The organism is Limosilactobacillus rudii (assembly GCF_014145455.1).
Lineage (GTDB): Bacteria > Bacillota > Bacilli > Lactobacillales > Lactobacillaceae > Limosilactobacillus > Limosilactobacillus rudii.
The window spans coordinates 23,833-36,956 of the sequence record NZ_JACIVB010000063.1 but is presented as its reverse complement, the minus strand read 5'-3'; the positions used below and the strand labels follow the sequence as shown (position 1 = coordinate 36,956).

The window sequence follows — 13,124 nt, the reverse complement described above, 5'->3', positions numbered from 1 at the left end:
GAATGATAAACATTCCAGCTTTTTAAATTATTATGCGCCCCCCGAGAGTCGAACTCGGATCTCGAGAACCGGAATCTCACGTGCGATCCATTACACTAAGGGCGCGTCAACAGATACTATATTATCTTAGTCATTGTTAAATTGCAAGCATTATTTGAAAATTTTAATCAAAATAACGCTTACATCAGAAAAATGCTGTTATTGAATAGACAATTTTTTTGAAGATGGTATCATAAGTATCGTAGGAGTTGTATATTGCTTAGACCTTACCACTGCGTCACTTACAATGGTAGACAGTTGCGATGCTGATGTAATGTGATAAACTAAGCAAGTACACTAATTATGTTTTTCCTAAAGGAGGAATTTGCAGTATGACTGTAAAAATTGGTATTAACGGTTTTGGCCGTATTGGTCGTTTAGCATTTCGTCGGATTCACGAACTCAACACAGATGACATTGAAGTTGTTGCAATCAACGATTTGACTACTCCTTCCATGTTGGCATACTTACTTAAGTATGACTCAACTCATGGTAAGTTCCCTGGTGAAGTTTCAGCTACTGATACTGGTATTGTTGTTGATGGTAAGGAATACCCTGTATATGCTGAACGTGATGCTCGTAACATTCCTTGGGTAAAGAACGATGGTGTTGACTTTGTCCTTGAATGTACTGGTTTCTACACTTCTGCTGAAAAGTCACAAGCACACATTGACGCAGGCGCAAAGCGTGTATTGATTTCAGCACCTGCTGGTAACATCCCAACTGTTGTTCCTGGTGTTAACCTTGACACTTTGAATAAGGATGATGTTATCGTATCAGCTGGTTCATGTACTACTAGCTGCTTGGCACCAATGGCTAAGGTCTTAAATGACGAATTTGGTGTTAAGGTTGGTACTATGACTACTATCCACGCATTTACTTCTACTCAAGCTATCCTTGATGGTCCTCGTGGTAAGAAGATGCGTAACAACCGTACTGCAAGTGTAAACACTATTCCTCACTCAAGTGGTGCTGCTAAGGCTATTGGTTTAGTTATTCCTGAATTAAACGGTAAGCTTTCAGGTCATGCACAACGTGTTGGTGTTGTTGATGGTTCATTAACTGAACTTGTTACTATCTTAAACGAGAAGGTTACTGTTGACCAAATTAACGACGCTATGAAGAAGGCTGTTAACCCAGCATTCGGTTACACTGAAGACCCAATCGTTTCAACTGATATTATTGGTTCAACATACGGTTCAGTATTTGATCCTTCCCAAACTGAAATTATGGAAGGTGACGATGGTTCACAATTAGTTAAGACTGTTGCTTGGTACGACAACGAATATGGTTTCACTAGCAACATGATCCGGACTTTACTTCACTTTGCTACTCTTTAATTTGAAGTAACAAGTTGAATTAATTGATTTAAGGTGGGAGGAGGAATACTCCGCCCGCCTTTTTTCATCAAGAGAAGAGGAGACATAATACAATGGCTAAATTAACTGTTGAAGACCTTCCTTTAGAAGGCAAAAAAGTATTAATGCGTGTTGACTTTAATGTTCCAATTAAAGATGGCGTTGTTGGTGATGATAATCGAATCGTTGCTGCTTTGCCAACAATTAAGTATGTTATTGACCATGGCGGACGAGCTATCTTATTCTCACACCTTGGTCGGATTAAGAAGGAAGAAGACAAGCCTGGTCTTTCACTGCGTCCAGTTGCAGAACGCCTTTCTAACTTGTTAAACAAGCCAGTAACATTTGTTCCAGTTACTGAAGGTAAGCAATTAGAAGATGCGATTGATAACATGAAGAATGGCGATGTTTTGCTTGTTCAAAATACTCGTTATGAAGATGTTAAGGATGGCGAATATGTAAAGCGTGAATCTGGTAATGATCCAGAATTAGGTAAGTACTGGGCTTCATTAGGTGACGTATTTGTAAATGATGCTTTTGGTACGGCTCACCGTAAGCATGCATCTAATGTTGGTATTGCAACTAACATGCCTGGGAAGGCTGCGGCTGGTTACTTGATGGAAAAGGAAATCAAGTTCTTAGGTGACGCCGTTGATAACCCAGAACGGCCATTTGTAGCTATCCTTGGTGGTGCAAAGGTTTCAGACAAGATTGGTGTTATTGATAACCTTCTTGAAAAGGCTGATAAGATTATCATCGGTGGTGGAATGGCTTATACATTCTATGCTGCTAAGGGAATCAAAGTTGGTAATTCACTTGTTGAAAAAGACAAGATTGATGTTGCTAAGCAAATCCTTGACAAGGCTGGCGATAAGCTTGTATTGCCAATTGATAATGTTGTTGCCGATAAGTTTAATAACGATGCCAATACCAAGGTAGTAGAGGGCGACATTGATGATGGCTGGATGGCTCTTGATATTGGTCCTAAGTCAGTTGAAGAATTTGAAAATGTCCTAAAAGATGCAAAGACGGTTGTTTGGAATGGACCAATGGGTGTATTCGAAATGCCAAACTTTGCTAAGGGAACGCTAGAAATTGGTAAATTCCTTGGTACATTATCAGATGCAACTACCATTGTCGGTGGTGGTGACTCAACTGCTGCTGTTAAGGAATTGGGTGTTGCTGATAAGCTTACCCACATTTCAACTGGTGGTGGTGCTTCATTGACATACCTTGAAGGTAAGGAATTACCAGGTATTGCTGCAATTTCTGAAAAATAAATATAAATAGTAGATTACTATATCTACATTGGAGGCTGAGAAAAAGTAATTTTTCTCAGCCTTAGCTCTTTTACGAATAAATATTAAAGACGAGGGTAACTTATTTATTGCCGTAAATCACTTTATTGAGAAGGTTATTCCCATTTTAGGAGGTACAGATAATGAGGGTACCGATTATTGCCGGAAATTGGAAAATGAATAAGGATGTTCAAGAAGCGGTTTCGTTTGTTAATCAGATTAAGGAAAAACTGCCACCTGCGGATGAACTTGAAACAGCACTTGCGGCGCCTACACTGTGCTTAGTGCCAATGGTTAAAGCTGCTGGTGACTCGCCGCTAAAGATAATGGCTGAAAATTGTTATTATAAGGATAAGGGGGCATATACTGGTGAGACTAGCCCCTATGCCCTATATCAGGCGGGAATTCACCATGTTATCTTAGGACATTCTGAACGAAGAACTTATTTTGGTGAAACAGATGATTTAATTAACAAAAAAGTCAAAGCAGCTTTGAAAAATGGATTATGCCCAATTGTGTGTTGTGATGATACAATGGGCCGACGAATCGCGGGGAAGAAGGTTCACTGGGTAGTTAGCAGGATTTTGGCGGACCTTCACGGTTTATCTAATGATGAAATATGTCATGTGACGATTGCCTATGAGCCGAGTTGGGCAATTGGAACTGGTGAAAGTGCTGATCCAGCGCAAGCGGCAGAGGGTTGTTATTTAATTCGGCAAACAATTAGTGATATGTATGGCGATGAAGTTGCTAATGATGTTCGCATTCTTTATGGGGGCAGTGTTACAACAGCTAATATCAATGCTTTAATGGATAAATCAGATATTGATGGTGTGCTTGTTGGTACTGCTAGCTTGGATGCAGAAACATTTTTACGATTAGTTCACCATTAACTTGTTAAATGCTTGTTTTTAATTGTGTAAAATAATACAATGATAATTGGAATTGCTTTCCAAATAAATGACAGAGGAGAGATTCATCAAATGTCACTCATTACAGATATTTATGCACGTGAAGTCCTTGATTCACGTGGTAACCCAACAGTTGAAGCAGAAGTTTACACAGAAGCCGGTGGCGTAGGCCGCGGTATCGTTCCTTCAGGTGCTTCAACTGGTGAACACGAAGCTGTTGAATTACGTGACGGCGACAAGAACCGTTTTGGCGGTAAGGGTGTTTTAAAGGCTGTTTCAAATGTAAATAACATTATTGCCAAAGAAATCGTAGGGATGGAAGTTACAGACCAAATCGCTATTGACAAGGCAATGATTAAGTTAGACGGTACTCCAAACAAGGGTAAGTTAGGTGCTAATGCTATTTTGGCTGTTTCATTAGCTGCTGCTCGGGCTGCTGCTGATGAATTACAAGTACCTCTTTACAACTACCTTGGTGGTTTTAACGCTCATGTATTGCCAACACCAATGATGAACGTTATTAACGGTGGTGCTCACTCAGATAACAAGGTTGATTTCCAAGAATTTATGATCATGCCAGTTGGTGCACCAACTGTTCGTGAAGCTATTCGTTGGGGCTCAGAAACTTTCCACGCTTTGAAGAAGGAATTGGAAGCTGCTGGTAAGGTAACCTCTGTTGGTGACGAAGGTGGATTTGCTCCAGACTTTGCTAACAATGAAGAACCATTCGAATACTTAATTAAGGCTATTGAAGATGCTGGTTACAAGCCAGGTAAGGACATTGCCATCGCCTTTGATGTTGCTGCATCAGAATTATGGAATGACGAAGATAAGAAGTACAAGCTTCGTTGGTCAACTGGTGAAGAATACAGCACTGAAGAATGGATTAACTACTTATCAGGAATTATCGAAAAGTACCCAGTAGTATCTGTTGAAGACCCAATTGACGAAAACAACTGGGATGACTGGGTAACTATTACTGATAAGTTAGGTAAGAAGGTACAACTTGTTGGTGATGACTTCTTTGTAACTAACACTGATTACTTGAAGAAGGGTATCCAAATGGGTGCTGCTAACTCAATCTTAATCAAGCTTAACCAAATTGGTACTTTGACAGAAACTGTTGAAGCTATTGAAATGGCTAAGGAAGCTGGCTACACTGCTATTGTTTCCCACCGTTCTGGTGAAACTGAAGATACCACTATTGCCGACTTAGTTGTTGCTACTAACGCAGGTCAAATCAAGACTGGTTCAATGAGCCGGACAGACCGTCTTGCTAAGTACAACCAATTAATGCGGATTGAAGATCAACTTGGTGATGTTGCTCAATACAAGGGTATTCACTCATTCTACAACTTGAGTCAACAAGCTCGTCAAGATATCGAAAATCGTTAATCCTAGAATAATTACTAGGAGTTTATAGAGATCATGGATTAATTTCCATGGTCTTTTTTGTTTATTTAAAATTAGAAAAGCAGGTTAGAGAATTAGTAGGTTAATATTTTGGGGTTAATTAAAATAGGTTAAGTAGGTTATATTAAAAAATAATGAGAAAAAGGCGTTGGAATTTAGCGGAAAATATAATATAATCTTTAAGAGTTTTAAATTAACGAAAGGATAATGATATAAATGAAAAAATCGGCACCAGAACTTAACCGTTCGATGACTGCTGGTCAGATGGAGATGATTTCGCTTGGCGGTGCAATCGGGGTTGGACTTTTTATGGGTTCAACCTCAACGATCAAGTGGACCGGACCATCTGTTTTACTTGCATATGCATTTGTTGGTTTAATCTTGTATATTGTCATGCGAGCTTTAGGTGAGATGATCTATATCAATCCGGGAACAGGATCCTTTGCAGATTATGCAACTGAGTATGTCCATCCTATCGCCGGTTATCTTGCTAAATGGGCGAATGTATTTGAATATATTGTTGTTGGAATGTCTGAAGTCGTAGCTGCTACTGAATACCTAAAATATTGGTGGCCGCACATGCATACGTGGGTTGCCGGAATAGTTATTATAATTTTCTTAGTATTAGCAAACTTGGCAAGTGCTAAGGCATATGGATCACTTGAATTTTGGTTTGCGATGATTAAGGTTGTTACGATTATCTTCATGATCTTACTAGGATTTATGGTGATTTTCTTTGGCTTTGGTAATGGTGGACATCCTACTGGTTTTAGTAACCTGTGGGCTCATGGCGGCTTCTTTACTGGCGGATGGAGTGGATTTTTCTTCTCCATGTCAATCATCGTTGGTTCGTACGAAGGAATTGAGTTACTTGGGATTTCCGCTGGTGAGGTTGCTAATCCTCAAAAGGCGATTGTTAAATCAGTCAAATCAGTACTTTTCCGGATTTTAATTTTTTATGTTGGGGCAATCTTTGTTATTGTTACTATTTATCCGTGGAACGAATTAAGTAGCGTTGGATCACCATTTGTATCTACTTTTGCCAAAGTTGGAATTACGGCGGCTGCTTCGATCATTAACTTTGTAGTGTTAACGGCAGCACTTTCTGGGGCAAACTCAGGAATTTATAGTTCGAGCCGGATGCTTTTTAAGTTATCGCATGAAGGAGACGCCCCTAAAATTTTTGGTCGCTTGTCGAAGCGAATTGTTCCAGATGCGGCGATTCTCGGAATTTCCGGGGGAATTCTAATTGGTTTTATTATTGATATGATTTCATCAGTTTATAGCCATTCAACTTCTGATATGTTCGTTGTTGTCTTTAGTTCCTCAGTACTTCCGGGAATGATTCCATGGTTTGTAATCCTCTGGGCAGAATTACGTTTCCGTCGTAACAACAAGGATCTAATGGCTAATCATCCATTTAAGTTGCCATTATACCCATTTTCCAATTATTTTGCGTTTGTTATGTTGATTGTGATCGTTATTTTTATGTTCATTAATCCCGATACTCGTGTTTCTGTTATCGTTGGGGCTGCTGTATTAATCTTAGCAGTAGTTGTTTACCTTATTCGGCATGGATTTAAAACTGAAAAAGCTTAATGATTCTAATAGGAGTAGTAAAGAATTACCATTTATTTCTTTGCTGCTCCTATTTTCTATCGTCGCGTTGATGTAGTAAAATGTCTAGTAGACTTTTAATAATTGGAGATAAAGATGGAAAGTAGAAAAGAAACATTTCATCGCTATAATCAGTTTAATCAATTACTACGTGCAATCTTGATTGGACTGTTAACTGGCTTAGTTGTAAGTACTTTTCGGTTAATAATTCAGTCCTTTTTGCAATTTGTTAAGATCAGCTTTGCATACTTTCATACCCATCCGTGGGGCCTTGTTTTATGGGGAATAGGATCAATTATCCTTGCCCTAATCCTTGGATGGCTAGCACAGCACCATCCCAACATTAAAGGGTCGGGAATACCCCAAGTTGAAGGGCAATTGACAAACCAGTTTGATGAAAAGTGGTGGCCGGTTTTATGGCGTAAATTTATTGGGGGAATTTTTGCCATTGGTTCTGGGTTATATCTTGGACGAGAAGGACCATCAATTCAATTAGGAGCAACTATTGGTCAAGGGATTGAAGAAACGGCTAAGGTTGGTCATTTGAATCGCCAAGTTGGAATTGCAAGTGGCGCAGCGGCTGGTCTTTCAGCAGCCTTCAATGCCCCAATAGCGGCGACTATTTTTATTTTAGAAGAGGTATATCATAACTTTTCACCGGTAATATGGTTAGCAACTTTTGTTAGTGCACTTTGTTCAAATATGGTTTCAATGCAGTTCTTTGGATTAAGACCAGTTCTGAATGTCCCTTACAATTATATGTTACCTAATAGGCTCTATTGGCACTTGATTGTTTTGGGGATTATGTTAGGAATCCTTGGTCGTCTTTATCAAGTAGTCATTTTACATTTGGGATCGTGGACAGCTAAAATCCCACACCTCCATCCCATTGTTTATCCGGTTATCCCATTCTTATTAGTAATGCCGATTGCATGGTATTTCCCGTTAACTCTTGGTGGAGGAAATGAATTAATTAGTAGTTTGCGCTCGTTGCCATTCTCGCTGTCGTTGTTTGTAGGATTATTCATCTTACGGTTTGTCTTTTCGATGGTTAGCTATGGTTCACAGCTACCAGGGGGAATTTTTCTACCGATTTTGACATTAGGAGCAATTTTAGGAGCGGTGTATTGTGCGTTAATGGTCCGGTTGGGGTTAATGCCTATTCGTTACTTGCCTAATTTTATAATCTATGCAATGGCCGGATACTTTGCCTGTATTAGTAAAGCACCATTTACTGCTATTTTATTAATTACGGAAATGGTAGGTTCGTTAGCACACCTAATGCCCCTAGCGCTTGTAGCCGTTGTTGCCTACCTAGTAGTGGATGCATTACATGGTGAGCCGGTTTATACAGCAATGTTTAATGCTTTTATCGGTAATAATCCTCAACAGCGGAAGCATAAGGAAGATGTAACGATGTCGCTGACAATTTATGCTGGTGCGCAATTAGATGGCTGCAAAGTGAAAGATTATAATTGGCCAGCAGATAGTATTGTGATGGTTGTTTGCCGCGGAGAAGAAAAAATAATTCCGAATGGTCAGACTAAGCTTCAAGCTGGTGATACTTTAATTTTACGTGTAAATTCGGTAACGACTCGGCAGGTATATCATGAGGTTACTCGGGCTGCCCATTATGCACAAGGATAGCAATAGAAATGTAAGTATGGTATGATAGTTTAGATAATAGCGTGAAAGTATTAGGAGGAAAAATCCTTGTATAACACATTAATGACTTTATTCTTAATTGATTGCGTTGTATTAATCGCATGTGTGATGATGCAACCAGCAAAAAACGATAATGATGCAATGTCAGCATTAACAGGCGGTGCTGGTGATTTATTCTCTCGGCGTAAAGCACGGGGATTTGAAGCAGTTATGCAAATTGTTACAACAATTTGTGGTGCACTCTTCTTTATTCTGGCATTAGCAATGATTTACGTCTCGTCACATTAAATTTAAAGTGCCTCCTGAAGTTATTGTGATTCCAGGAGGCCTTTTTATCACTTTGCGTTTAGGATTTAAGGGGATGGTTTAGTGAAAACATATACAGGTAACTCTTTCTTCTTTCCCCATAGTGGGCGACGCGGTGTGATATTAATCCATGCATATACTGGAAATACTAATGATGTTCGGATGTTAGGGCGACAGCTTAACTGGCAGGGCTATACGGTATTTGCGCCATTATTAAGCGGACACGGTGGAGACCCGAAGAATGTTTTAGCTTGCAATGGTCCTACTGATTGGTGGGATGATACGCGGATGGCGATTTTTCGGCTTCGCGATGCAGGAATTGACCAAATTGCGATATTTGGTCTTTCACTCGGTGGATTATTAGCAACAAAAGCGCTTGAAAATGACCCGCAATTATTGGGTGGTGGTGTTTTTGCATCCCCAATTACAACGTGGGGACAGTCAAATGTACCTGAATATTTTCCTAAGCTTGCAGCTAAGTATTATCGTCAACAAAAGCTTAATCCGTTAATAATTCGTGAAAAAATTGATAAACTAGTAGTGAGCCTGCCACATCAGCTTAAACAGATAAAATCAATGTCTTATCAGATATGTGACCACTTAGAGCAAATTCACCAACCTTTTTTTATTGCCCAGGGTGGTGCTGATGAAATGATTGATCCACAATCGGGTCTTCAATTAAAAGCACGTTTACTAGCAAATGGTAATCCGGTTGATTATCATTTTTATCCTACTGCGACACATCTTTTAACAGTCAATACTGCCCATCGTCAGTTATTTGCCGATGTGGAACAATATCTACAAAATTTATTCGAGGTATCTTCTGATGACAACAAATAATAATTTAAAAGAAAATATATTAACGCATTTAACAGATAATGCAGGGATGAGTTATTCGGCAGAACGTCTTGCCCACTGGTTAGGAATGGATGATGCTGATCAATTTACCCCAATTGTACAAGCACTTGCTCAATTAGAGCGAGAAAAGAAAGTTAAAGTAACAGAAAAGGGAGAGTTTGAAGCCGTTATTAAACAGCAGCCCCTAGTAGGAACGTTTCATGGGAATGATAAGGGATTTGGATTTGTTGATTACGATCCTGACTTAGCTGATATGTACATTAATCCCGACCATACGCTCCACGCTTTAAATGGCGATACGGTTGAAGTAAAGGTGCTTCGTCCAGCAAAACCTGGTAGCGACCAAGGACCAGAAGGACAAGTTACCCGAATTGTGGAACATAAATATGAGCAAATGGTGGGGGAATTCAAACAGGAAACAATCGGAAATTATATTGGTGAAATCTTACTAAAGGATAAAAAACTATCCCAATATCATTTCTATGTAACTGACAAAGGATTAAAGCCACTAGATGGTCAGGTTGTTACGGCAACGATTGAGACCTACCCAAGCGATGAAGCACCACAAGTATTAACTGGTGCAGTAACTGAGATTATTGGGGACAAAGATGAACCGGGAATTGACATTATGTCAGTGATTTATGCTCATGATGTACCTCATGAATTCCCTAAAGAGGTAATGGAGCAGGCTAATAAGATTCCGTTGCAAGTTCTTCCAGAAGAGAAAAAGGGACGGGAAGATATTACCGACCAGCCACTAGTAACGATTGATGCAATTGAGTCAAAGGACTTGGATGATGCGGTTGTTGCGTGGAAGATGGATAATGGGCACTACCATCTTGGAGTTCATATTGCTGATGTAAGTCATTACGTTAAGCCAGGGACACCACTAGATCGTGAGGCATTTAAACGGGGTACTTCGGTCTACCTTACCGATCGGGTGGTACCGATGCTTCCTAAGCGGCTTTCAAACGGAATTTGTTCGTTAAATCCGGGAGAAGAACGATTAGCGATGAGTTGTGAAATGGAAATTGACGAACAAGGACGCATTGTTAATCACCGGATCTTCCCAAGTGTAATGAAATCGCATGCACGAATGACATATAAGGCCGTAAATAAAATTTTAGAGTCTCATGATGCAAAGACGATGAAACAATACGCGGATCTTGTTCCAATGTTTGAAACAATGAGTGAGATCCATAAATTACTTCTTAAGAATCGTAAAAAGCGAGGAGCAATTGACTTTGAAGCACCGGAAGCCAAAATTATTGTTGATGATAAAGGACATCCGACAGATATTCAGTTACGGGACCGGGGCTTGTCAGAACGGATGATTGAATCATTTATGCTGGCTGCCAATGAAACTGTCGCTGAACACTACTTCAAAGAACACGTTCCATTTCTTTACCGGATTCACGAGACCCCTGATAGTGATCGGGTTAAATCATTCGTTGATTTCTTAAGCGTATTTGGGATTAATGTTCATGGTGATATTAAAAACGTTAAGCCAAAGATGCTGCAAAAGGTATTAAAAGACGTTGCAGGTAAGCCAGAAGAACAAATGGTTCAAGTAATGTTATTACGGAGTATGCAACAAGCTAAGTACTCTGATGAAGAATTGGGTCACTTTGGATTGGGGGCTAAGTATTATACCCACTTTACTTCCCCAATTCGGCGTTATCCTGATGATACTGTCCATCGTTTAATTAAATGGTATGATAAACACGGTAAAAATGAAGCTGCTAAGGAACATTGGCGTGATAAGCTCCCAGAAATTGCCGAACATACTTCTGTTACTGAACGACGCGGAATTGACACTGAACGTGATGTGGATAGCATGAAGAAGGCTGAATACATGGAAGATCATGTAGGAGAAACCTTTGATGCTGTTGTTAGCTCAGTAATGAAATTTGGTTTATTTGTTGAATTGCCTAACACAGTTGAAGGATTAATTCATATTAGTGTTATGAATGATGATTACTATGAATATTCCGAAAAACATTTAGCATTGATTGGGCGACGTTCACACCGGATTTTCCAAATTGGTCAGCCAATTAAAGTCAAATTGATTCGGGCAGATAAGGATTTACGCGAAGTCGATTTTGAATTAGTTAACCCTGAAGATGCACCAAAGACGAAGATTCGTGTACCACGGAATGATGAATATCATGGTCGTGGTCGCGGTAGAAATGGCCGGTCTAACAATAAAAAACGTCGTGAAAATAATAATGGCGGCCACTATCGTAATACCCAGGGTAAATGGCGCCGTACTCATGAGGAAAATGGTCACCGTAATAACCGCCAAATTAATCGTGGGCAAACACGGCATCACAATAATTCACGCGACCATGAGGGAGTTCGTGGTCGTCACCATTAAAAGCGGGGAGGGATATTATGGTCAAAAAATCCCATCAGCAAAACAATGATAATTTAATTGCCCAAAATAAAAAAGCCCGTCACGATTATTTCGTAACAGAGACTGTTGAGGCTGGATTAGTTTTAACCGGAACAGAAATTAAATCTGTGCGGGCACATCGAGTTAATCTTAAGGATGGATTTGCACAGGTTCGTAATGGAGAAGCTTGGCTAATGAACGTGCATATCAGTGAGTATGATAATGGTACTTATTTTAACCAAGACCCATTACGTAACCGAAAATTGTTACTGCACAAAAAAGAAATTAATAAGCTCAATGGTGCTTTACAGGATAAGGGCGTAACGCTTATCCCATTAAAAATGTATATTAAGCATGGCTACGCAAAGGTCTTGTTGGGACTTGCAAAGGGAAAGCATCAATATGATAAGCGTGAAGCAATTAAGCGTCGTGAACAAAACCGTGAGATTGAACGGGTAATGAAACATTATTAAAGTAGAGGAAGCGGGGAATTAACCTCCGCAAGAGCCGCTAACCGAGAACGATGAATGATGCTGTAATCATCAGAATCGTTCGTAGTTAGACTCTAAGGCTCTGGTTAATTCCCGCAATTAGGATCTGTAAGTTCGGATACTATTAGTAATAAATTGAGGTCGAGAAAAACATTTTGTTTTTCTCGACCTCCTTATTTTTTAGTATTAATTAGTGAATTTAACTGATTGCTAATCGAAAATGACATACTTGTTCTAAGGTTTGGCGAGCGTTTTAATAATTTTGCCAATAGAGGTTCCTGATCGCTGCGTCGTGCCCAATGATTGAGGATGCTGGCGATAAGAATTGCTAATGGTTCATCGTCTTTTTTATTTACTTTTAATTCGTGACAATACCCGCCTGAAAGTTTAACCGGATTAATTGAAAATACCAAATGACTACCACGAAATACCCGATAGCGGCTTGTTAGAGGCGAACCGACAATAATCCAGTTAATACCGCGGATATAAACAACTTGCTGAACAAAGCCAAACCCCTTACCAATTGTTCCAACACGTTGACGGTTAACATATAATGCAAATTTTGGTAACAGTCCCAGTGATAATTGTTTGACTTCGGCTAAAAGCGCACCGCTGATTGCATATAATGATAGGGCATCGTGTCTTATTCCCCATTTACCGACAAGAAGGTAGCAGGATTTGCCATCTTTATCGCGAATAACAGTTGTCCCGTGTAAATCAGTTGAACGATCACGAATATATAATTGTCGCACTTTGCCACCACCATTCTTTGT

11 protein-coding genes and 1 tRNA gene are annotated in these 13,124 nt (G+C 39.7%); 10 read left to right on the top strand and 2 right to left on the bottom strand.

Annotated features, from left to right (window positions below):
- Positions 1-33: 33 nt before the first annotated feature.
- Positions 34-105, bottom strand: a tRNA-Arg gene (locus tag H5S39_RS10785).
- 266 nt (positions 106-371) lie between these two features.
- Between H5S39_RS10785 and gap the strand changes: the two genes are divergently transcribed.
- From gap to smpB, 10 genes are all read left to right on the top strand, one after another.
- Positions 372-1,379, top strand: a complete 1,008-nt coding sequence (gene gap / locus H5S39_RS10780; protein ID WP_182597073.1) for a type I glyceraldehyde-3-phosphate dehydrogenase — start codon at positions 372-374, stop codon at positions 1,377-1,379.
- A gap of 92 nt (positions 1,380-1,471) precedes the next feature.
- Positions 1,472-2,677: a phosphoglycerate kinase gene (locus H5S39_RS10775; RefSeq protein ID WP_182597072.1), complete on the top strand. Its 1,206-nt coding sequence runs from the start codon at positions 1,472-1,474 to the stop codon at positions 2,675-2,677.
- A gap of 161 nt (positions 2,678-2,838) precedes the next feature.
- The gene (gene tpiA / locus H5S39_RS10770; RefSeq protein WP_182597071.1) at positions 2,839-3,588 is read left to right on the top strand and encodes a triose-phosphate isomerase; all 750 of its coding nucleotides are present in this window, start codon (positions 2,839-2,841) and stop codon (positions 3,586-3,588) included.
- A 90-nt stretch (positions 3,589-3,678) separates the two neighbouring features.
- Positions 3,679-5,001, top strand: coding sequence for a phosphopyruvate hydratase (gene eno, locus H5S39_RS10765; protein ID WP_153930368.1), 1,323 nt, complete (start codon positions 3,679-3,681; stop codon positions 4,999-5,001).
- 234 nt (positions 5,002-5,235) lie between these two features.
- Positions 5,236-6,618 (top strand): amino acid permease, encoded by a 1,383-nt coding sequence (locus tag H5S39_RS10760; protein WP_182597070.1) that lies wholly within the window; start codon positions 5,236-5,238, stop codon positions 6,616-6,618.
- Positions 6,619-6,732: 114 nt separating this feature from the next.
- Positions 6,733-8,283 (top strand): ClC family H(+)/Cl(-) exchange transporter, encoded by a 1,551-nt coding sequence (locus H5S39_RS10755; RefSeq protein WP_182597069.1) that lies wholly within the window; start codon positions 6,733-6,735, stop codon positions 8,281-8,283.
- Positions 8,284-8,349: 66 nt separating this feature from the next.
- Positions 8,350-8,589 (top strand): preprotein translocase subunit SecG, encoded by a 240-nt coding sequence (gene secG, locus H5S39_RS10750; protein WP_003667480.1) that lies wholly within the window; start codon positions 8,350-8,352, stop codon positions 8,587-8,589.
- An 81-nt stretch (positions 8,590-8,670) separates the two neighbouring features.
- A complete protein-coding gene (locus H5S39_RS10745; protein WP_182597068.1) occupies positions 8,671-9,447 on the top strand; it encodes an alpha/beta hydrolase in 777 nt (258 codons plus the stop codon).
- Positions 9,434-11,842, top strand: coding sequence for a ribonuclease R (rnr, locus tag H5S39_RS10740; protein WP_182597067.1), 2,409 nt, complete (start codon positions 9,434-9,436; stop codon positions 11,840-11,842). The genes H5S39_RS10745 and rnr overlap by 14 nt, the downstream gene beginning before the upstream one ends.
- A 17-nt stretch (positions 11,843-11,859) precedes the next feature.
- A complete protein-coding gene (gene smpB, locus H5S39_RS10735) occupies positions 11,860-12,333 on the top strand; it encodes an SsrA-binding protein SmpB (protein ID WP_182597066.1) in 474 nt (157 codons plus the stop codon).
- Positions 12,334-12,524: 191 nt separating this feature from the next.
- On the opposite strand, the gene H5S39_RS10730 is transcribed toward smpB, so the two are convergent.
- Positions 12,525-13,103 carry an LURP-one-related/scramblase family protein gene (locus tag H5S39_RS10730; RefSeq protein ID WP_182597065.1) on the bottom strand — a complete coding sequence of 193 codons (579 nt, stop codon included), beginning with the start codon at positions 13,101-13,103 and terminating at the stop codon, positions 12,525-12,527.
- Between the last annotated feature and the right edge of the window lie 21 nt (positions 13,104-13,124).